General features: G+C 71.5%; 21 protein-coding genes. 11 read left to right on the top strand and 10 right to left on the bottom strand.

Going from position 1 to position 19,512, the window contains the following annotated elements; all coding sequences use genetic code 11:
- The first annotated feature begins 53 nt into the window (after positions 1-53).
- Complete coding sequence (locus tag ACWC21_RS07545; RefSeq protein WP_450879098.1) at positions 54-413, top strand: hypothetical protein; 360 nt, start codon at positions 54-56, stop codon at positions 411-413.
- Positions 414-469: 56 nt separating this feature from the next.
- Positions 470-841, top strand: coding sequence for a hypothetical protein (locus tag ACWC21_RS07550; RefSeq protein WP_450879355.1), 372 nt, complete (start codon positions 470-472; stop codon positions 839-841).
- A gap of 16 nt (positions 842-857) precedes the next feature.
- On the opposite strand, the gene ACWC21_RS07555 is transcribed toward ACWC21_RS07550, so the two are convergent.
- The 3 genes from ACWC21_RS07555 to ACWC21_RS07565 all read right to left on the bottom strand — a co-directional run bounded on the left by ACWC21_RS07555 (position 858) and on the right by ACWC21_RS07565 (position 3,189).
- Complete coding sequence (locus tag ACWC21_RS07555; protein WP_450879100.1) at positions 858-1,355, bottom strand: GNAT family N-acetyltransferase; 498 nt, start codon at positions 1,353-1,355, stop codon at positions 858-860.
- A gap of 45 nt (positions 1,356-1,400) precedes the next feature.
- Positions 1,401-1,907, bottom strand: a complete 507-nt coding sequence (locus ACWC21_RS07560) for an RNA polymerase sigma factor (protein WP_450879102.1) — start codon at positions 1,905-1,907, stop codon at positions 1,401-1,403.
- Between the two features lie 76 nt (positions 1,908-1,983).
- A complete protein-coding gene (locus tag ACWC21_RS07565) occupies positions 1,984-3,189 on the bottom strand; it encodes a glycerophosphodiester phosphodiesterase (protein WP_450879104.1) in 1,206 nt (401 codons plus the stop codon).
- A gap of 370 nt (positions 3,190-3,559) precedes the next feature.
- Between ACWC21_RS07565 and ACWC21_RS07570 the strand changes: the two genes are divergently transcribed.
- The gene (locus ACWC21_RS07570) at positions 3,560-4,231 is read left to right on the top strand and encodes a lysophospholipid acyltransferase family protein (protein ID WP_132853661.1); all 672 of its coding nucleotides are present in this window, start codon (positions 3,560-3,562) and stop codon (positions 4,229-4,231) included.
- A gap of 85 nt (positions 4,232-4,316) precedes the next feature.
- On the opposite strand, the gene ACWC21_RS07575 is transcribed toward ACWC21_RS07570, so the two are convergent.
- The 4 genes from ACWC21_RS07575 to argH form a co-directional block, all read right to left on the bottom strand.
- A complete protein-coding gene (locus ACWC21_RS07575) occupies positions 4,317-5,843 on the bottom strand; it encodes an MFS transporter (RefSeq protein ID WP_450879105.1) in 1,527 nt (508 codons plus the stop codon).
- Positions 5,840-6,391 carry a TetR/AcrR family transcriptional regulator gene (locus ACWC21_RS07580; RefSeq protein WP_450879106.1) on the bottom strand — a complete coding sequence of 184 codons (552 nt, stop codon included), beginning with the start codon at positions 6,389-6,391 and terminating at the stop codon, positions 5,840-5,842. Before ACWC21_RS07580 ends, ACWC21_RS07575 begins: the two co-directional genes overlap by 4 nt.
- A gap of 84 nt (positions 6,392-6,475) precedes the next feature.
- On the bottom strand, positions 6,476-7,447 hold the full coding sequence (locus ACWC21_RS07585; protein ID WP_450879107.1) for an aldo/keto reductase: 972 nt from the start codon (positions 7,445-7,447) through the stop codon (positions 6,476-6,478).
- Positions 7,448-7,527: 80 nt separating this feature from the next.
- On the bottom strand, positions 7,528-8,955 hold the full coding sequence (argH, locus tag ACWC21_RS07590) for an argininosuccinate lyase (protein WP_450879109.1): 1,428 nt from the start codon (positions 8,953-8,955) through the stop codon (positions 7,528-7,530).
- A 181-nt stretch (positions 8,956-9,136) separates the two neighbouring features.
- Here argH and ACWC21_RS07595 point away from each other — a divergent pair, with 181 nt between their 5' ends.
- The 3 genes from ACWC21_RS07595 (at position 9,137) to ACWC21_RS07605 (ending at position 11,492) form a co-directional block, all read left to right on the top strand.
- Positions 9,137-10,099, top strand: a complete 963-nt coding sequence (locus ACWC21_RS07595; RefSeq protein ID WP_450879111.1) for a hypothetical protein — start codon at positions 9,137-9,139, stop codon at positions 10,097-10,099.
- A gap of 103 nt (positions 10,100-10,202) precedes the next feature.
- Entirely contained in the window at positions 10,203-10,790 is a 588-nt protein-coding gene (locus ACWC21_RS07600; RefSeq protein ID WP_450879113.1) for a pyridoxamine 5'-phosphate oxidase family protein, read from the top strand.
- Between the two features lie 3 nt (positions 10,791-10,793).
- On the top strand, positions 10,794-11,492 hold the full coding sequence (locus tag ACWC21_RS07605; protein WP_450879115.1) for a L,D-transpeptidase family protein: 699 nt from the start codon (positions 10,794-10,796) through the stop codon (positions 11,490-11,492).
- Here the strand turns inward: ACWC21_RS07605 and ACWC21_RS07610 are convergent.
- Both ACWC21_RS07610 and ACWC21_RS07615 read right to left on the bottom strand, forming a co-directional pair.
- Positions 11,479-12,957, bottom strand: a complete 1,479-nt coding sequence (locus ACWC21_RS07610; protein WP_450879117.1) for a sensor histidine kinase — start codon at positions 12,955-12,957, stop codon at positions 11,479-11,481. The two genes, ACWC21_RS07605 and ACWC21_RS07610, sit on opposite strands and share 14 nt — an antisense overlap.
- Positions 12,954-13,694, bottom strand: a complete 741-nt coding sequence (locus tag ACWC21_RS07615) for a response regulator transcription factor (RefSeq protein WP_450879119.1) — start codon at positions 13,692-13,694, stop codon at positions 12,954-12,956. Before ACWC21_RS07615 ends, ACWC21_RS07610 begins: the two co-directional genes overlap by 4 nt.
- 149 nt (positions 13,695-13,843) lie before the next feature.
- Between ACWC21_RS07615 and ACWC21_RS07620 the strand changes: the two genes are divergently transcribed.
- Genes ACWC21_RS07620 through ACWC21_RS07640 form a run of 5 tightly spaced genes read left to right on the top strand, consistent with a single transcriptional unit; the run spans position 13,844 to position 18,776 of the window.
- Entirely contained in the window at positions 13,844-15,196 is a 1,353-nt protein-coding gene (locus ACWC21_RS07620) for a ferredoxin reductase family protein (RefSeq protein ID WP_450879121.1), read from the top strand.
- 9 nt (positions 15,197-15,205) lie between these two features.
- Positions 15,206-15,703, top strand: coding sequence for an FMN-binding protein (locus tag ACWC21_RS07625; RefSeq protein WP_450879123.1), 498 nt, complete (start codon positions 15,206-15,208; stop codon positions 15,701-15,703).
- 59 nt (positions 15,704-15,762) lie between these two features.
- Complete coding sequence (locus ACWC21_RS07630; protein WP_450879125.1) at positions 15,763-17,145, top strand: ferredoxin reductase family protein; 1,383 nt, start codon at positions 15,763-15,765, stop codon at positions 17,143-17,145.
- A 49-nt stretch (positions 17,146-17,194) separates the two neighbouring features.
- Positions 17,195-17,980: an FMN-binding protein gene (locus ACWC21_RS07635; RefSeq protein WP_450879127.1), complete on the top strand. Its 786-nt coding sequence runs from the start codon at positions 17,195-17,197 to the stop codon at positions 17,978-17,980.
- Positions 17,973-18,776, top strand: coding sequence for an FAD:protein FMN transferase (locus tag ACWC21_RS07640; RefSeq protein ID WP_450879129.1), 804 nt, complete (start codon positions 17,973-17,975; stop codon positions 18,774-18,776). Before ACWC21_RS07635 ends, ACWC21_RS07640 begins: the two co-directional genes overlap by 8 nt.
- Before the next feature lie 193 nt (positions 18,777-18,969).
- Here the strand turns inward: ACWC21_RS07640 and ACWC21_RS07645 are convergent, their stop codons facing one another.
- Positions 18,970-19,509: an arginine repressor gene (locus ACWC21_RS07645; RefSeq protein ID WP_450879130.1), complete on the bottom strand. Its 540-nt coding sequence runs from the start codon at positions 19,507-19,509 to the stop codon at positions 18,970-18,972.
- Positions 19,510-19,512: the final 3 nt, after the last annotated feature.

A 19,512-nucleotide genomic window follows, 5' to 3' on the forward strand; every position in this document is an offset into this window, starting at 1 on the left:
CCGACGGGCGGCCCGCGCGCGGCGGACCGTCCGGTCCGTAATAGGGTCGCCGCATGCTCAATGTCCTGACGCTGGTGACGGGGGTCGCCGCGCTGTTGCTCGCCGCGTGGTGCGGGTGGGCCGCCTATCGGGACCAGCCGACCAAGGACTGGCACTTCATCGGGATGGCCGTGGTCTCGCTGCTGGCCCTGGCGCAGCTGGTGATCGGGTTCGTGCAGCTGGCGCGGGGCGAGAAGCCGGAGCAGGGCACGACGATCTTCGTGGCGTATCTGCTGGGCGCCTTCGCCTGTGCGCCGGCGGCGGGCTTCATGTCGCTGGCCGAGCGGACCCGCTGGGGCTCGGTGACGGCCGCCGCCGGCGGCGTGGTGCTGGCCGTGCTCGAGGTGCGGCTCTATGACATCTGGGGAGGATGACCGTGGACACCGCTCAGGACAAGCCGGCGCGGACGCGGCTCATCAGCGGGCCGGGCATGCTGCTCGTCTGGTTCTACGGCGTGATGGTCGTCGGCGCGGTCTCCCGTTCCGCGTACCAGATCGCGACGGACTTCGACCGGGCGCCGCTCGCCTACTCGCTGTCGGCGGTGGCGGGCGTCGTCTACGGCTTCATCACGTACACGCTGGTGCGCGGCGGGGAGACGGCCCGCAGGGCGGCACTGGTGTGCTGTGCCGCCGAGCTGGCGGGGGTGCTGATCGTCGGCACCTGGACCGTGGTGGAACCGTCGGCGTTCCCGGACGCGACCGTCTGGTCCGACTACGGCATGGGCTACGTCTTCATTCCGGTGCTGCTGCCGCTCTCCGCGATCTATTGGCTACGGAAGGCGTCCGTTCAGCAGGACGGCTGAGGCATGGGGTTGGTCGTCATGCCGTGGCCGCGTACGTCCCGGCCGCTTTCTCCAGGACGATCATCTCGACGCCGTCCGCCCCCTTGGACGTGCCCACCGTCTGGTAGCCGACCCGGCGGTAGAGGCGGAGGTTGCCCTCACTGCGGTGACCGGTGTGCAGCTGGAACCTCTTGGCGCCGCGCTCCTGCACCAGGGCCGCCTCCGCCGCGAGCAGCAGCCGGGCGCCGATGCCGTGACCCTGCAGGCGCGGGTGGACGCAGAGCCTGCCGATACGGGCCGCGCCGTCCTCGGTGATCCGGCCGCGCACCGAGCCGACCACCTCCTCGCCGAGCCGCGCGACGAACACGCAGTCGGAGGCGACCTCCTGGCGGACCGAGTCCAGGCTCTGGACGAGCGGATCGATGCGGTAGTTGCCGTACAGCGCGGCCTCGCTCTGGAAACACAGGTACTGGAGCTTGAAGATCTGCTCCGCGTCCTGCTCGGTCGCCACCGAGATGGTCACGCTCATGCCCATGTGCGCACGCCTCCCGCTCACCTGATCACCGGTCGTCCCCCACACCTATCCCCGCACTTCGCGGGCCGCAACCTCCGGTGTCAGCAAACGTCTAAGACATCCCAGACATCTGGAACGTTCCGGACCGAGACTGCCCTGTGAGATACCCAACTCACCCGCGATCTCGCGGTAGGTGAGATCCCGTGCCGACAGCAGGACCTCCACCAGCCGGGGGCAGCGACCGGGAAGCCGGCGCACAGCGTCGCGCAGGACACGGCGCCGGGCCGCGGCGAGCACCAGTTGCTCCGGGCCGCGGCCGCTGTCGTCGGCGGGTTCGTCGCCGTACGGGCGCTCGTGGCGGGTCGTACGGCGGCTGCGGCGCACCTCGGCACGCACGGCCCTGCGCAGCCAGTCCTGCGGGTCGGCCGGCGGTCCGTCGGTCTCCAGCCGCTCCAGCAGGCGCAGCCAGACCGCCTGTTCCAGGTCGCCCGGCTCGGCCCCGGTGGCATGCGCCTCTGCGGAGGCCTCGGCGGTGAGGAGCGGGCGCAGGGAGGCAACCAGGTCGTGCTTCATGTGCAGTTCGACGCGGTGCCCCGGGGGCAGGTTGCCGGGGCGACCGCGAGTTTCCCCGAACGGGTTGCCGGGCGGCTCAGCCGTTGACGAAGTCCGCGCGGGCCAGGACACCGGTGTCGGCGTTGTCGGTGAACACCCCGTCGATGCCGGTCGCGAAGTACGCCTTGAACGCGCCGAAGGCGTCACCGTAGGCGTCGGCGCCGCTGCCCTTGCGGAACTCGGCGGGCAGGAAGGGGTTCTCGTTGCGCATGGTGTACGGGTGCAGGACCAGCCCGACGGCGTGGGCGTCCTTGACCAGGGTGGTCGGCGTGGTGAGCCTGCCGTTCGCGTCCTTGGGGATGACCAGGTCCAGGGTCGGACCGATGCCCTGTGCGTAACCGGCGATCTCCCGGAGGCCCTTCGGCGTGACGAGATCGGCCACCGTGCGCGGATCACCCGCCTCGACGAAGTCCCAGGGACGGCTGTCCGCCGTGGAGAGCAGCACGACGAGCGGGTTGTCGACCAGGGTGTTCAGGCGCTGGATGCTGCTCGGCTCGAAGGACTGCAGGATGACCGGCGAGTTCCGCTTGTCCTTGCCGTGCCTGCCCAGCAGCTTGGCCACGCGCTCCTCCAGACCGAGCCCGAGTCCCCGGAAGTAGGTGGGGTGCTTGGTCTCGGGGTAGATCCACACCTGCTTGCCGCGCCTGCGGGTCTGCTCGTCCTGCCACTGCAGGACTTCTTCGAACGTGGGGATCTCCCAGCGTCCGTTGTACAGGGTGTTGTGCGGGCGGTTGGCCGGGATGCGCTCGACCGCCCGCAGCGTCTTCAGCTCGGCGAGTGTGAAGTCCTCGGTGAACCAGCCGGTGGTGGAGACCCCGTCGATGACCTTCGTGGTCTTTCGGCCGGCGAACTCCGGGTGGGCGGCGACGTCCGTGGTGCCGCCGATCTCCGGCTCGTGGCGGCAGACGAGATGACCGTCCTTGGTGGGCACCAGGTCACCCGCCTCGACGACGTCCGCGCCGAGGTCCAGGGCCAGCTGGTACGAGCCGAAGGTGTGCTCGGGCCGGTAGCCGCTGGCCCCCCGGTGTCCGATGATCGTCGGCACGGGCAGGCTCTTCAGACCCGCGCCCTGGTGTCCGGCTCGCCTCCCGTCGGCGGCTCTGGCCACGCCGGGCAGCCCCAGGGCGGCTCCGCCCGCGCCGAGCACCGCGGCACCGAGCAGCGCCCGCCGTCCGGTGCCGTGCGCCTGTCCGTCCGCGTCCCGCTCGTTCGAGTCCCGCCCGTTCCGGTTCCGGGTTTCCATGAGGGCCCTCCTGCCGTCCGCCCGTCGGTGCGCGCCGATCGTAGGGTCGTGGACATGACCCGTGGGAGACCTTGGCCCGAACAGGTGGGTGACGCCGGATGGCCTAAAAGCGGCGGGGCCTGACGGCCCGTCGGCTTCGGTCGGCGCGCCCCGGGTACGCGCCCGGTCGAGGCCGAAGCAAGCGAGGTCCGTCACATCGTCGCGGTGACGTTACGGGCAGCCGGCGGCGCGGTACCGCAGGTAAACCAGCGTCAACAGTGCGTAAGACATCGGTGAACCGGACGCGCCCGATGTGCGCTTCGCAGGGACCCGCGAGTATCGTCCTCACCTGCACAGACATATACCGGCCCCCTTGACATCGGAGGAACCGTTGTCCCGCTTCGCGCTCATCAAGGCAGTGCTCGGACCGATCATGCGCCTGATGTTCCGCCCACAGGTGGAGGGCGTGGAGCACATCCCGGGCGACGGCCCGGTCATCCTGGCCGGCAACCACCTCACGTTCATCGACTCGATGATCCTGCCCCTGGTCTGCGACCGTCAGGTCTTCTTCATCGGCAAGGACGAGTACGTCACCGGCAAGAGCCTCAAGGGCCGGCTGATGGCGTGGTTCTTCACCGGCGTCGGCATGATCCCCGTGGACCGTGACGGCGGGCGGGGTGGCGTGGCCGCGCTGATGACCGGGCGGCGGGTGCTGGAGGAGGGCAAGATCTTCGGCATCTACCCCGAGGGCACGCGGTCGCCCGACGGCCGTCTGTACCGGGGGCGTACCGGTATCGCGCGGCTGACGTTGATGACCGGGGCGCCGGTGGTTCCCTTCGCGATGATCGGCACGGACAAGCTGCAGCCCGGTGGGCGGGGCATGCCGCGGCCCGGCCGTGTCACCGTCCGCTTCGGTGAGGCGATGGAGTTCTCGCGGTACGAGGGGATGGACCGGGACCGGTATGTGCTTCGGGCCGTGACCGACTCCGTGATGGCCGAGGTCATGCGGCTTTCCGGGCAGGAGTACGTGGACATGTACGCCACGAAGGCCAAGGCGGCCTAGGCGCCGTAGGGGGCTGCCGTCGTTCGGCGGGCGCGGGTGCGTCGTGGTTGATCGCGCGGTTCCCCGCGCCCCCGGGTTGGTGTGCCTACCCCACGTTCTCGAGTCGCTGCTCCTTCAGCAGGAACCACGCCCCCACCGCGGTCGCCAGCAGGACCGTCGCACCCGTGCCCGAGGCGAGGTGCAGGCCGTGGACGAAGGAGTCGCGGGCCGCGTCGAGGAGGGCCCGCGCCGTGTGCGGGGGCATGTTCGCCGATGCCTCCACCGCCGCGCCCAGTGACTCGTGTGCCGCCCCGGGGGTGCCCGCCGGGGCGGTGAAGTCGTGGTACGCCGCGGTCATGATCGAGCCGAGCAGGGCGATACCGAGGGCGGCGCCGAGTTCGTAGGCCGTCTCGGAGACCGCCGACGCGGCGCCCGCCTGCTCCCTGGGGACTCCGGCGAGGATGACGTCGGCGGTGACGGTGAAGGAGAAGCCCGCGCCGACGCCGACGACCAGGAGCGCGGCGCCGATGAGCGGGTAGCCGGTCGACCGGGTCAGCGCCGTCAGCGCGGCCAGGGCGAGCCCCATGGCGGCGAGGCCCCCGGAGACGACGGCCCGGACCGAGAAGCGCCGGGCCGCTCGGCCCGCGACCAGTCCGGCCACCACCGCGCCGACACCGCCGGGCAGTTCGGCCAGCCCCGCCTCGAACGGGTGCCTGCCCTGGACGAGTTGCAGGTACTGCGAGAGGAAGAACACCAGCCCGGACAGGCCGAGGACGGTCAGCAGATCGGCCAGGACGGCACCGCTGAAGCCCCGGTTGCGGAAAAGGCGCATGTCCAGCAGCGGAGCCGGGAGCGTGAGCTGGCGGTGGACGAATCCGTACAGGGCCGCGGCGCCCGCCGCTCCCGTGACGGGGGTCTGCCAGGTGAGGCCGTGGGTGGCGGCCTCCTTCACCGCGTACACCAGGGTGATCATGCCGACCAGGGACAGGAAGACGCTGATCAGGTCCCAGGGGCCGGGGTTCGGGTCGCGGAACTCGGGGAGCGCGCGGATGCCGACGAGGACCAGCACCGCCATCACCGGCAGGTTGATGAGGAACACCGAGCCCCACCAGAAGTGCTCGAGCAGGAAACCACCCGCGACGGGGCCGACCGCCGTGCCGGCGGAGGCGGTGGCGCCCCAGATGCCGACGGCGAGGCTGCGTTCGCGCGGGTCGTGGAAGAGGTTGCGGATCAGGGCGAGCGTGGCGGGCATCAGGGTGGCGCCCGCCGCCCCGAGCAGTGCCCGCGCCAGGATCATCAGCTCCGGCGTGGTGGCGTAGGCGTTGAGGACGGATACGGCGCCGAAGGCGGTCGCGCCGCCGAGCAGGATCCGCTTTCGGCCGATGCGGTCACCGAGACTGCCCATCGAGACCAGCAGACCGGCGATCACGAAGGAGTAGACGTCGCCGATCCACAGCAGCTGGGTGCCGGTCGGCTTCAGGTCCTCGCTGATGTAGGGCGTGGCGAGGCCGAGGACGGTGGCGTCCACGGCCACGAGCAGCACGGCGAGCACGAGCACGGAGAGCGCGAGCCACCGGCCCGGGCGCTGCTCCGCCTCCCGCGTCACTGACGCCGGCTGCAAGGTGCTGGTCATGGTTCCTCTCTCCGCAGTGCGCCGCCGAGCAGCAGCTCGACGATCATGTGATGGAAGTCCCTGGGGGCGCCCTTGCCGCTCTGCACCACCCAGACGCCGGAGGCCAGCAGGCCGAAGAGGGCCTCGGTCAGCCACGCGGGCGTGAGGTCGATGCGGAACTCGCCGCTGAACTGACCGCGCCGGAACAGCGCGCAGACGCGGTCGTCGAGCCGGGACCAGCCCTCGTTCTGTTCCTCGCCCTCGAAGAGCTGGTTCTCGGTGTAGAGGAAGGCGAGCAGTCCGGCGGCCGGTTCGATCTCCTTCAAGAACCGGCGCAGGGCTTCCTCGGCCGTGCCCTCGTCGAGCCGTGCGGCATCCAGCGCGGCGCCGCACTCCTCGATGCCGAGCGCCTCCAACGCCCGTACGAGGGCCTCACGCCCGGCGAAGTGGCGGTGCAGGGTGGCCCGGCTGATCCCGGCGGCCTTGGCGACCTCGTCCATGGTCGCGGTGGATTTACGGGTCAGCAGTGCGGCCGCACTGCGCAGCACCTGGTCAAGGTCGACAGCCACGAGACAAGCATAGCTCGCGTGAGACATGCGTGTCTCACGCGAGGCGCACGTGACTCGCCGATGCTGATAGGGCCGGGAGTCCGATCAGTGCCAGGGAAGCCGGCCGCGCTGCTCCCAGTACGCTCGCGGCTCCTCGACGAGCGTGGCGAGACGGGCGAGCTGGTCCTCGTCGAGGTCCACGACGGCGGCGTGCAGGTTGGAGGCGAGCTGGTTCAGGGTGGCCGCGCCGGAGAGGACCACCCCGGCCCACGGCCGGCGGAGGATCAGCGCCAGGGCGACCGCGTCGCAGCCCAGGCCGGTCTCCGCGGCCACGGTCTTGAGCTCCTCGGGCGCGTGCGGCTCGGCGAGCCGGCCGTTGGCCATGCCCTCCTTGACGATCACGGTGAGGCCGGCGTCGTGCGCCTCGGCGAGCGCCGCGTCGGCGGAGGTCTCCAGTGCGTTGTACGTCGACTGGACCGTACGGAAGAGGGGTTCGCCGTCGACGGTGACGGCCAGGGCGGCGCGAATGGCGTCCGCCTGGGCCGGTCCGCTGGTGGAGAACCCCACGGTGAGGCCCTGCGCGGCGGCCTCGGCGAGCCTGGCGTGCAGCTCCTTGTCGACGAGAGCGGGGCTGTCCGGGGTCACCGAGTGGATCTGGTAGAGGTCGAGCCGGTCGCCGAGCAGTCCGGCGGTCTCGGCGCGCTGCCGCTCGTAGGTGGCGAGGGTGTGGTCCTTGACCTCGTGCCGCTCGGCGTCGGTGGACCAGCCGGCGGTGTACGTGTAACCCCATTTGCTGCCCACCACGACGTCGTCGGCGTCCGGCCGGGCACTCAGCCAGTCGGCGAGGAACTCCTCGGAGCGGCCGTAGGAGCGGGCGACGTCGAAGTAGCGGACGCCCTGGGCGTAGGCGGCGTCCAGGAGCTGGTGGGTGCGCTCGCGCAGGGCCTCGACGGTGCGTTCGGCCGGGAGGTCGCTCTCCCGGCCGAGATTGATGTAGCCCGGCCGGCCGACCGCGGCGAGGCCCAGGCCGAGGTGGCAGGTGGGAGTCGTGGCTGAGGCCAGTCGGGCGAAGGGCATCGCGGGCTCCGTTCGGTCGGCTCCGTGCGGCTGCGGACCAACGTATCCCGCGATGCCCTTCGCATGCGTGACGCGACCTGCTACTTCTTGGCGTCCGCCCAGGTGTGCTGGGCCGCCACGTCCGCCTTGACCTCGGCCAGCTGGACGGCGACGGCGCTGGGGGCCGTGCCGCCGCGGCCGCTGCGGGAGGCGAGGGCGCCGGGGACGTTGAGGACCGAGCGGACCTCGGGGGTGAGGTGGGTGCTGATCGCGGCGAACTGTTCGTCCGTCAGCTCGTCCAGCTCCTTGTCCTCGGCCTCGGCGACCTTCACGCACTCGCCGGCCACCTCGTGCGCGACGCGGAACGGCACGCCCTGCTTGACCAGCCACTCCGCGATGTCGGTGGCGAGCGAGAAGCCGGCCGGGGCCAGTTCCTCCATGCGCTCGCGGTGGACGGTGAGGGTGGCGATCATGCCGGTGAAGGCGGGGAGCAGCACCTCCAGCTGGTCGCAGGAGTCGAAGACCGGCTCCTTGTCCTCCTGGAGGTCCCGGTTGTAGGCGAGCGGCAGGGCCTTGAGCGTGGCCATCAGGCCCGTGAGGTTGCCGATCAGGCGGCCCGACTTGCCGCGCGCCAGCTCTGCGATGTCCGGGTTCTTCTTCTGCGGCATGATCGACGAACCGGTGGAGAACGCGTCGTGCAGGGTCACGAAGGAGAACTCCTTCGTGTTCCAGATGATGATCTCCTCGGAGATCCGGGACAGGTCGACCCCGATCATCGCCGTGATGAAGGCGAACTCGGCGACGAAGTCCCGGGAGGCCGTTCCGTCGATGGAGTTGCCGACGCTGCCGTGCTCGAAGCCGAGGTCCTCGGCGACCGCCTCCGGGTCCAGGCCGAGGCTGCTGCCCGCCAGGGCACCGGAGCCGTACGGCGACACCGCGGTCCGCTCGTCCCACTGGCGCAGCCGCTCGGCGTCCCGGGACAGGGACTGCACGTGCGCGAGGACGTGGTGGGCGAAGAGCACGGGCTGGGCGTGCTGGAGGTGGGTGCGCCCGGGCATCGCCACGTCGGGGTGGGCTTCGGCGAGGCCGATCAGCGCGTCCTGGAGGTCGGCGATCAGGCCGCCGATGATCCGGGCGTGGTCGCGCAGGTACATCCGGAAGAGGGTGGCGACCTGGTCGTTGCGGGAGCGGCCCGCGCGCAGCTTGCCGCCGAGTTCGGGGCCGAGGCGCTCCAGGAGACCGCGCTCCAGGGCGGTGTGGACGTCCTCGTCCGCGATGGTGCCGACGAAGTCGCCGGATGCGACATCGGCCTCGAGCCGGTCGAGCCCGGCGATCATCCGGGTGAGCTCCTCATCCGTGAGCAGCCCCGCCTTGTGCAGCACGCGCGCGTGGGCACGCGAACCGGCGATGTCGTAGGGCGCGAGCCGCCAGTCGAAGTGGACGGATGCGGACAGCTTCGCCAGGGCCTCGGCGGGGCCGTCGGCGAAACGGCCGCCCCAGAGCCGTACGTCACCGCTGTTGCTGCTCACTGTGGGTTGCTCCTCGAAGGTGGTGACCGCGTTGTGCATGATTATGCAGAGCACTGCATGATTCGTCAATCTGAAAGAGATCGTCGGACGCGTTGAACAAACGAAACCGCTTTCGCGTACTGACCACCGAACGCTGGCGCCGCGTTAGTAATCCCACTCCTGACCCAAGTGAGGCATCCGCATGTCCAGGGCTCTTCCGAAGTACAACAAGCGTCGCGTCGCGATCATCGGTGGCGCTGCGGCCGTCGCACTGTCCGGCGCGATCATCGCGGGCTCCGCTCTCGCCGGGACGCCCGACGACAGCAACGGCAACAGCGGCAGCACGAACGCCCGCACGCTGGCCAGCCCCGGCACGATCACCTGCCCCGACGTGAAGTCGCAGCTCCCGGCCAACATCCCCGCCTCCGCGCAGGCCGAGGTGGACCGCAACCTCACCCTGCTGCAGACGCAGATCGCCGAGGCCAACAAGCGCCTGCAGGACACGGTCGGCCAGGGCGGACCCAACTTCGTGCAGAACGCGATCCTCGGCCCGCTGGCCGACAAGCGGAAGTCCACGGTCGACCGCATCGCCACCGCCATCGGCCGTAAGGGGACCAAGCCGACCGGCCTGGACGCCCTCGCGACGTGCACGCTGAACGGGGGCGGCACGAACGCCAACGCGGGCGGGAACGCCAACGCGGGCGGGAACGCCAACGGGAACGGGAACGCCAACGGGAACGCCAACGCGGGCGGGAAGGCGAACGGAAACGCGAACGGCAACGCCAACGCCAACGCGGGCGGCGCCAACGCGAACGGCAACGCCAACGCCAACGCGGGCGGCAACGCCGGCAACGCCGGGGCCGCCGCTGCGGGCACCATCAGCTGCCCCGACGTGAAGTCGCAGCTCCCGGCCAACATCCCCGCCTCCGCGCAGGCCGAGGTGGACCGCAACCTCACCCTGCTGCAGACGCAGATCGACGAGGCCAACAAGCGCCTGGTCGACACGGTGGGTCAGGGCGGCCCGAACTTCGTGCAGAACGCGATCCTCGGCCCGCTGGCCGACAAGCGGAAGTCCACGGTCGACCGCATCGCCACCGCCATCGGCCGTCAGGGGACCAAGCCGACCGGCCTGGACGCGCTGGCCGCCTGCACCCTCAACAAGTGAGGTGACAGGCCGCCGGGGCCGCCCCGAGTAACGCCGGCCGGGGCGGCCCCGGTAGCCGCGAAGGCTCGTACAGCCGAGCGGAGTTCACCGATAATCAGCAGTCATGGGAAAGACCTATGAGCGCATAGACGGCAGGCTCCGCACGTTCATCGAGGAACAGCCACTCTTCTTCACCGCGACCGCCCCGCTCTCCGGCGACGGCACGGTCAACCTCTCCCCCAAGGGCCTCAAGGGCTCCTTCGCGGTACTCGACGAGCACACCGTGGCGTATCTCGACTTCGCCGGGTCCAACGCGGAGACCATCGCACACCTGCGCGAGAACGGGCGGATCACCCTGATGTGGTGCGCCTTTCAAGGCCCGCCGAACATCGTGCGGGTGCACGGCCGGGGGGAACCGGTCTTCCGCGACGACCCCCGCTTCGGGGAACTGATCACCCACTTCCCCGGCATCGACCCGACCCCGCACGGCCTGCGCGCGATCATCGTCGTGCACGCGGAACTCGTCCGGGACACCTGCGGCTACGCGGTGCCCTTCATGTCGTACGAGACGGACCGCGACCTGCACGGAAAGCGCTTCGCCCGTGAGGACGACGCCTCGCTGAGCGAGTACTTCCGGAAGAAGGACCACGTGGCCACCAGCCTGGACGGCCTACCCGGGCTGCCGTTGCCGCTGCCCCCGTCTACCGTCTGAACCATGCGCCCCGCTGCAGTCGCCCTCGCGTCCGCGTCCGTGCTCCTGATCGGTGCCGCGTCCGGCGGCTGTCCGGCTCCGCTGCCCGCCCGGATGGCGGACACCGGGGGCGGGACCCAGCTGATCACGGCTCAGGCGGCGCGCACCGATTCGACGACGGGCACGGTCGTCTGGTGGGACCTGCGCAACGGACGGTGGGTGCGAGCCGGTTCGGCCCCCGCCCGCTTCGGGGCGAGGGGGCTCGTCGAAGGGACCGCCCGGCAGCAGGGCACCAACACCACGCCTACTGGGCTGTACGACCTGCCGTTCGCCTTCGGCATCGAGGCGCCACCGGCCGGCACCAGGATGCCGTACCGTCCGGTCCACGCGGACTCCTGGTGGTGCCAGGACAACGACTCCGCCGCCTACAACCGCTGGACCGAACCCCTGCCCGCCGACTGCCGGGCCACCGAGTCCGAGCACCTCGTCGACTACCAGGGGCAGTACGCGCACGCGCTCGTCATCGGGTTCAACTACCGGCAGCCGGTACGGGGGCGGGGCGCCGGCATCTTCCTGCACGTCGACGGTCCGGGCGCGACGGCCGGCTGTGTGTCGGTTCCCGAGGAGGCGATGCGGCGGATCCTGGGCTGGGCCGATCCCCGCAGGGGACCGCACATCGCCGTGGGCACGGAGGACGGTCCGACGGACATCACCCGGTACTGACGTCGCCCACGGGCAGCCGCACCGTGAACGTGGTCGCGCCCGGACTGCTCTCCAGCCCCACGCTCCCACCGTGCGCCTCCACCACCGCCGCCACGATCGCCAGCCCCAGCCCGGCTCCGCCCCCGGAAGCGTCCGTGCGGCGGCGGTGTTCGGCCCGGGTGAAGCGTTCGAAGACGCCGGGCTGGACCTCCGCGGGGACGCCGGGGCCGTCGTCGTGGACCTGCAGGCAGGCCACCTCGCCGTCGGTCTCCAGGGACACCGTCACCTTGGTGTCCGCGGGGGTGTGCAGACGGGCGTTGGTCAGCAGATTGCCCAGCACCTGGTGAAGCCGGTGGGCGTCACCCGTCACGGTCACCGGGTCCTCGGGGAGTTCCATCGCCCAGCGGTGGTCGGGACCGGCCGCGCGGGCGTCGGTGACGGCGTCCAGGACGAGGTGGGTGAGATCGACGGAGCGGCGTTCGAGCGGGCGGCCGGCGTCGAGGCGGGCGAGCAGCAGCAGGTCGTCCACCATCTCGCCCATACGGGAGGACTCGGCGGCGATACGGCCGAGGGCCCGGGTGACCGCCGCCGGTACCGGCCCGGGGTGCAGCAGGGCCAGCTCGGCGTGGCCGCGCACCGAGGCGACCGGGGTGCGCAGCTCGTGGCTGGCGTCGGCGGCGAAGCTGCGCAGCCGCTCCTCGCTGGCGTGCCGTTTGGTCAGGGCGTCCTCGACGTGGCCCAGCATGCGGTTGAAGGCCGCCGCGACCCGGCCGACCTCGCTGTGGGGATCGGGTTCGGGGGCGCGCGACGGCAGAATGACCTCGCCGCTGGCGAGTGGGAGCTCGCTGACCCGGGCGGCGGTCGCCGCGACCCGGCTCAGCGGCCGCAGCGACCAGCGCACCCAGAGGGCGCCGGCCACGCCGGTGGCGGCCAGGGCGAGCCCGAACACGATCCCGGCGACCAGTTCCAGGCGGTGGACGGCGGCCTCCACGGGCTCCAGGGGCAGCCCGGTGATCAGGACGTCGCCGTCGATGCCCTGGATCGCGACGACCCGGTAGCCGTGCAGCGCAGCGAGGTGGACACTGTGCCCCCTGCCGTCGGTGCCGACCGACGCAAGCTCGGCGCCGTCCCGTTCGGTCAGCTTGCCGGTCACGTACTGGATGCCGCCGGGGCGGATGACCGCCGCGTTGGTGACCCTCCCGTCCACCAGGCGCGCGCCGAAGGTGCCCGTCGCCTGTCTGCGGTCGTCGCCGTGCTCGTCGCCGTCGTTGTCGTCCGGCAGCTTGCCGCCGTGCTCCAGGCTCTGCGGGAACCGGGCACCGACCTGTTCGAGCTGCTGGTCGAGACGCTGGGTGAGGAAGCCGTTCAGCTCCACCACCGCGGCGAGCCCCACCGCCGCGCAGCTGACCGCCAGCAGCACCACCAGGCCGACGGTGAGCCGGGCCCGCAGGGTACGGGGACGGGGCAGGCGGTGCGGGTACCTCACTTCACCACCGGCTTGAGCACATAGCCCGACCCGCGCACCGTGTGGATCATGGGATCGCGTCCCACGTCCACCTTCTTGCGCAGGTAGGAGATGTACAGCTCGACCACATGGGCCCGACCGCCGAAGTCGTAGGACCACACCCGGTCCAGGATCTGCGCCTTGCTGAGCACACGGCGCGGGTTGCGCATCAGGAAGCGCAGCAGCTCGAACTCGGTCGGGGACAGCTCGATCAGTTCCCCGCCCCGGGTCACCTCACGGGACTCCTCGTCCATGACGAGATCGCCGACCACGAGCCGCGGCCCCTCGTCCAGCTGCCGTGCCATGCCCGCGCGGCGCAGCAGACCGCGCACCCGGGCGACGACCTCCTCCAGACTGAAGGGCTTGGTGACGTAGTCGTCACCGCCCGCCGTGATGCCCGCGATACGGTCCTCCACCGCGTCCCGGGCGGTCAGGAAGAGCACACAGACGTCGGGCTTCACCTGGTGCAGGGTGCGCAGCACCGCGAAGCCGTCGGTGTCCGGGAGCATCACGTCGAGGACGACGGCGTCCGGCATCAGCTCGCGCGCGGCGGTGACCGCCGAGGCGCCGTCCCCGGCGGCACGCACCTCCCAGCCCTCGTAGCGCAGGGCGCCGGTGAGCACCTCGGCGAGGTCGGGGTCGTCGTCGACGACGAGGACGCGCAGCGGTGTGCCGTCGGGGCGGGTGAGGGCCGGGCGGCCGGAGCGGGTCGTGTTCATCTCCCCTCCAGGATCACCCCTGCGCGGTACGACAGGTCAACGCCGCAGCTCTGAGTTTCCTCTGAGTGCGCTGAGAAAAGAGCCTGCTCAGAGCTCTCTCAGAGGTCCGTCGCGCACAGTTGCGTACCGAACGGCAGAAAGGAACCCTCATGACCACCGTGTACGAGCGGCGGACGGCACCCCCCGTGGCGCCCGCTCCACGCCGCTCCCCCGCGGGCCCGTTGCTCGCCCTGTTGTGGGCGGGGGCGGCGGCCGTGCTGGTCCTGTGGTGGGCGGACACCGGCTCGGTGGTCGGCGCCGAGGGCTGGCTGACCGGGGCCGGGCGGATCGCCGGGCTGCTGTGCGGCTACTCGTGCGCGGTCCTGGTGGGGCTGATGGCCCGGGTGCCGCTGCTGGAGCGGCGGATCGGCTCGGACCGGGTGGCCCGCTGGCACGCCATGGCGGGCAGGTACACGGTCTGCCTGCTCGTCGCGCACGTCGTGCTCATCCTGACCGGGTACGCCGCACAGGACCGGGCCTCGATCCTGCACGAGACGGCCACGGTGATCCTGGACTACCCGGACATGCTGATGGCGACGGCCGGCACGGTGATCCTGTTCGCGGTCGGCATCACCTCCGCGCGGGCCGTGCGCCGCCGGACCAGCTACGAGTTCTGGTACTACGTCCACCTGCTCACGTACGCCGCCGTCTTCCTGGCCTTCTTCCACCAGCTGTCGCTGGGCAACGACTTCAACGGCAAGCCGGTCGCCACGGCCGCCTGGTACGCCCTGTACCTGGGCGTGGCCGCACTGGTGCTCTGGTACCGGATCCTCGCGCCGGTGCGGCTCAACCTGCGGCACCAGCTGCGCGTGGAGTCCGTGCACCAGGAGGCGCCGGGCGTGTACTCGGTCGTGGTGCGCGGGCGGCGGCTGGAGGAGCTGGACGCCCGGCCGGGCCAGTTCTTCCGGTGGCGGTTCCTCGGCGAGGGCATGGGCTGGGCGTCGACGCCGTACTCGCTGTCCGCGCCGCCCCGCCCGGACCTCATGCGGATCACGGTCAAGGCGCTGGGCGACCACAGCGCGGCGGTTCCGCTGCTGCGCCCGGGTACCCGGGTGTGGGCGGAGGGCCCGTACGGCTCCCTGACCGCCGACCGGGCCACCACCCACCGTTCGCTGCTGATCGCCGGCGGCGTCGGCATCACCCCCTTGCGGGCGCTGTTCGAGACGCTGCCCGGCGACGTCACCCTCCTCTACCGGGCCCGTACGGCCGAGGACCTCGCCCTGGGCGGCGAGCTGGAGGCGATCGCGAACTGGCGCGGGGCGAAGGTGCTGTACGCGCTCAACGGACCGCGGGGCGAGCGCCCGAGCTTCACGGCCGAGGCGCTGGCCGCCACGGTTCCCGGTCTCGCCGAGCACGACGTGTACCTCTGCGGACCGCACGGCTTCGCCCAGGAGCTGTACCGGGAACTGCGCGCCGCCGGGGTCCCGGACCGGCGTATCCACCACGAGTCGTTCGAGCTGTGAGGCATAGAAGTGCACGCTTTGAGGAAGAACCGCCCCCTGCGCCGCATCGTGCTGGCCAGTGCCGCCACCGTCTCCGGGATGGTGCTGCTGCTGTCGCTGAAGCCGCACGAGAGTCCCGGCATCACGGTGAGCGCGTCGTCCCCGGCGCCGTCGAGCAGCGCGAGCGCGTCGCCCGGGGGGTCCGGCGGGTCCGGCGGGTCCGGCGGGTCCGGCGGGTCGAGCTCGACCGGCACGAAGACCGCCACCGGCGACACGGTCCAGACCCGTTGGGGCCCCGTCCAGGTGCGGGTCACCGTGAAGGGCGGCAAGCTCACCGAGGTGACCGCGGTGACCTACCCCACGGAGAACCCGCGCGACCAGGAGATCAACAGCTACGCCATCCCCCAGCTGCGGCGCGAGGCGCTGGCCGCGCAGAGCGCCGACATCGACACCGTCTCGGGCGCCACGTACACGAGTGAGGGTTACCGCCAGTCACTCCAGTCCGCACTGGACTCGGTGGGCGTCTGAACACTCGGCCGTCACGGCACGTATCTGTGGGCCAAGGGTCAAGTCCCCACGGAGGAACCGTGACCACCACGATCGCAGGCGGACGTGCCGCCCGCCGCCAGACGATGCGCCGCATCCGTCCGCGCCGCTCCCCGGCCGTCCCGCTGCTGCTCGCCGTATGGGCGGGCGCGGCGGGCGTGCTGTGGCTGTGGTGGCACAACACGCCGAACATCGCCGACGACAACAGCAAGATCCTCAACGCCGGCCGGATCACCGGCCTGCTCGCCGGGTACCTGATGGCCCTGGTCGTGCTCCAGATGGCCCGGGTGCCCGCGCTGGAGCGCCGGGTGGGTTCCGACCGGGTGGCCCGCTGGCACGCGATGAGCGGCCGGTACACGCTCTGCCTGGTCTTCGCGCACGTCTTCCTCATCATGTGGGGCTACGCGCTGCAGGCGGGCAAGTCGCTCGGCGACATCGTCCAGCAGACCATCGACTCCATCAACCAGCTCCCGGACATGGGCAAGGCGGCCATCGGCACGGGCCTGTTCGTGGTCATCGGTCTCACCTCGATCGGTGTGGTCCGCCGCAGGCTGCCGTACGACGCCTGGTACCACGTGCACGTGCTCACGTACGGCGCGGTGTTCCTGACGTTCTGGCACCAGATCACCACCGGCAACGACTTCGCGATCGAACCGACCGCGAAGACCTTCTGGTACGCCCTGTACGGCACGGTCAGCGCGCTGGTGGTCTGGTACCGGATCATCACCCCGATCCGGCTGAACCTCCGGCACCGCATGCGGGTCGAGGCGGTCATCGAGGAGACGCCGGGCATCGTGTCGGTACTGATCGGCGGGCGGAAGCTGCACCGGATGGGCGCGGAGGCCGGCCACTTCTTCCGGTGGCGGTTCCTGGCCCCGGGGATGCGGTTCAGTTCCCACCCGTACTCGCTGTCCGCGCCGCCCCGCCCGGACATGCTGCGGATCACGGTCAAGGCGATCGGCGACCACACCGCCCGGCTGCGCGAGCTCACGCCCGGCACCCGGGTGTGGGCCGAGGGCCCCTACGGCGCGATGACCGCCCAGCGGCGCAGCCGCGGCAAGGTGCTGCTGGTCGCGGGCGGGGTCGGCATCACGCCGATGCGCACCCTGTTCGAGACGCTGCCGGGCGGGGCCGGGGACATCACCCTCCTCTACCGCGCCAACACCACCCAGGACCTGGCCCTGTGGGACGAGCTGGCCCTCATCGCCAAGGAGCGCGGTGCCCGGCTGATGTACGCGGTCAACAGCCCGGAGGGCGAGCGGCCGGACATCTCCGCGGAGAACCTCCAGCGGAAGATCCCGGACATCGAGAACCACGACGTCTTCATGTGCGGTCCGCCCGGATTCGCGCAGGGGGTGTACGAAGCACTGCGCGGCGCGGGGGTTCCCGCCCGCCGCATCCATCACGAGTCGTTCGAGATGTGAGCGACGGGAATCGTCGGGAAACCCACGGGAAATCAGGAGCCCAGCAACCATGAGGAAGAGCCACCCCGTTCGGCGCGTCATGCTCGCGACCGCGGCCACCGTGTCCGGTGTCGTACTGCTGCTTTCGCTGAAGCCGTCCACGGACCCGGCCTCCGCGTCGGCGGCCGGTGCTGCGCCGCAGCAGACCGCGGCAGGACAGCAGGCGCCGCAGGGCGGCGCGGCGGCCGCCGGGACCGGCACCGTCACCGGTGATGTGGCGCAGACCCAGTACGGCCCGGTCCAGGTGCGCCTCACCGTCGCGAACGGCAAGGTGACCAAGGCGGAGGCGGTGCAGGCGCCCAAGGGCGGCACCAGCGACCAGAAGACCGCGCTGTCCGTGCCCAAGCTCAACCAGGAGGCCGTGACGGCGCAGAGCGCTCAGATCGACTCCGTGTCCGGGGCGACCTACACGAGCACCGGGTACAAGAAGTCGCTGCAGTCGGCGCTGGACAAGGTGAAGGCGTCGTCCGCGCAGAGCGGCGGCGGGTCGTCGTCCTCCTCCGGCGGCGGCGCGGCCCAGGCGAGCCGTACGCTCACCGGCAAGGCGGCCCAGACCCCGTACGGGCCGGTCCAGGTCCGGATCACGGTGGCCAACGGCAAGATCACCAAGGCGGAGGCGGTGCAGGCGCCCAAGGGCGGCACCAGCGACCAGAAGACCGCACTGTCCGTGCCCAAGCTCAACCAGGAGGCCGCGGCGGCCGGGAACGCCAACATCGACTCCGTGTCGGGAGCGACCTACACCAGCACCGGGTACAAACAGTCCCTCCAGTCCGCGCTGGACCAGGCCGGTGGCTGACACGGTGACGGACTCACCGGAAGCTCCCGCCGCGGTGCGGCACGCGGAGGAGGTCATGGGGACGGTCTTCTCCTTCGACGTCCGCGGCGGGGAACCGCGTGCCGTGCGCGCGGCCCTCGACGAGGCGGTGGCCGTCCTGCACCGGATCGACGCGGTCTTCAGCACCTACCGCGAGGACAGCCAGGTGTCCCGGCTGGTGCGGGGCGAGATGACCGTCGCGGACTGCGATCCCGAGGTCGCCGAGGTGCTCGAGCTGGGGGCCGAGGCGGAGCGGGTCAGCGGTGGCTGGTTCAGCATGACGTACGGCGGGCGGCTCGACCCGACCGGAGTCGTCAAGGGCTGGGCCGCGGAACGCTGCGCGCGGCTCATCTCGGGAGCGGCCGGGGTGAGCGGCGTCAGCGTGAACGGCGGCGGGGACGTCCAGATGCTCGGCACGCCCGCGCCGCAGCGGCCGTGGCGGGTCGGGGTGTCGGATCCGTTGCGGCCGGGCGGGCTGGCGGCGGTGATCTCTTCCACGGGAGTGGACGAGCTGGCCGTGGCGACGTCCGGTACGGCGGAGCGGGGGGCGCACATCGTCGACCCCCGCACACGGAAGTCGGCGGTCACGGACCTGGTCGCCGTGACCGTGGTGGCGCCCCGACTGACCTGGGCGGACTGCTGGGCCACGGCCGCGTTCGCGATGGGCTCACGGGAGGGTCTCGCCTGGCTGGATTCCCTGCCGGGGGTGGAGGCCCTGCTGATCACCGCGGGCGACGAGGTGCGGTGCACCGGGGGGTTGGCGGCGCGTTTGGGCTGACCGGGGCGGGGGTTCACTTGCCCGCGCCAACGGGGTGCCTCCCCCGCTCATGGGGGTCCCCCAGGCCCTTGAGGCCCCTTGAGGCGCTGGGGTGAGGCACGACTGCCCGCAGCTGAGCCGACCAAGGGGCGCGGGGAACTGCGCGACCAGCCCCCACCGACCCGCGGTCGGCCCACCACCGCCAACGCCCCACTCAGTGGCCGTTCTGAGCCAGCCTCAGCAAGTGTTCCGCCAGGGCCTGCCCACCCGTCGGCTCCCTGCTGATCAGCAGCAACGTGTCGTCCCCCGCGATCGTCCCGAGGATGTCGTGCAGCTCCGCCTGGTCGATCGCCGAGGCGAGGAACTGGGCCGCGCCGGGCGGGGTGCGAAGGACCACCAGGTTCGCCGAAGCCTCCGCGGAGATGAGCAGCTCCTGCGACAGCCGCCGCATCCGCTCCTCCTTCGCCGACTCCCCCAGCGGCGCCCGCGGGGTACGGAAGCCCCCCTCACTGGGCACCGCGTAGATCAGGTCGCCGTCGGTGTTGCGGATCTTCACGGCGTTCAGTTCGTCGAGGTCCCGGGAGAGCGTCGCCTGGGTGACGCTCAGCCCGTCGTCGGCGAGCAGCTTCGCCAACTGGCTCTGTGAGCGCACCGGCTTCCGGTTGAGGATGTCCACGATCCGGCCGTGGCGGGCGGTGCGGGTCTGCGGCACAGCCGCCCCGCCGGGCTGCTCCTGGTCCTGCGCCTGACTCATCGT

The sequence above is a fragment of the Streptomyces sp. NPDC001348 genome (assembly GCF_053597535.1).

What these genes read in the sequence shown, in the direction of transcription:
- ACWC21_RS07545 (WP_450879098.1), top strand. Translation starts at nt 54, where the DNA reads ATGCTCAATGTCCTGACGCTGGTGACGGGGGTCGCCGCGCTGTTGCTC.
- ACWC21_RS07550 (WP_450879355.1), top strand. Translation starts at nt 470, where the DNA reads ATGCTGCTCGTCTGGTTCTACGGCGTGATGGTCGTCGGCGCGGTCTCC.
- ACWC21_RS07555 (WP_450879100.1), bottom strand. Translation starts at nt 1,355, where the DNA reads ATGGGCATGAGCGTGACCATCTCGGTGGCGACCGAGCAGGACGCGGAG.
- ACWC21_RS07560 (WP_450879102.1), bottom strand. Translation starts at nt 1,907, where the DNA reads ATGAAGCACGACCTGGTTGCCTCCCTGCGCCCGCTCCTCACCGCCGAG.
- ACWC21_RS07565 (WP_450879104.1), bottom strand. Translation starts at nt 3,189, where the DNA reads ATGGAAACCCGGAACCGGAACGGGCGGGACTCGAACGAGCGGGACGCG.
- ACWC21_RS07575 (WP_450879105.1), bottom strand. Translation starts at nt 5,843, where the DNA reads ATGACCAGCACCTTGCAGCCGGCGTCAGTGACGCGGGAGGCGGAGCAG.
- ACWC21_RS07585 (WP_450879107.1), bottom strand. Translation starts at nt 7,447, where the DNA reads ATGCCCTTCGCCCGACTGGCCTCAGCCACGACTCCCACCTGCCACCTC.
- ACWC21_RS07595 (WP_450879111.1), top strand. Translation starts at nt 9,137, where the DNA reads ATGTCCAGGGCTCTTCCGAAGTACAACAAGCGTCGCGTCGCGATCATC.
- ACWC21_RS07600 (WP_450879113.1), top strand. Translation starts at nt 10,203, where the DNA reads ATGGGAAAGACCTATGAGCGCATAGACGGCAGGCTCCGCACGTTCATC.
- ACWC21_RS07605 (WP_450879115.1), top strand. Translation starts at nt 10,794, where the DNA reads ATGCGCCCCGCTGCAGTCGCCCTCGCGTCCGCGTCCGTGCTCCTGATC.
- ACWC21_RS07615 (WP_450879119.1), bottom strand. Translation starts at nt 13,694, where the DNA reads ATGAACACGACCCGCTCCGGCCGCCCGGCCCTCACCCGCCCCGACGGC.
- ACWC21_RS07620 (WP_450879121.1), top strand. Translation starts at nt 13,844, where the DNA reads ATGACCACCGTGTACGAGCGGCGGACGGCACCCCCCGTGGCGCCCGCT.
- ACWC21_RS07635 (WP_450879127.1), top strand. Translation starts at nt 17,195, where the DNA reads ATGAGGAAGAGCCACCCCGTTCGGCGCGTCATGCTCGCGACCGCGGCC.
- ACWC21_RS07645 (WP_450879130.1), bottom strand. Translation starts at nt 19,509, where the DNA reads ATGAGTCAGGCGCAGGACCAGGAGCAGCCCGGCGGGGCGGCTGTGCCG.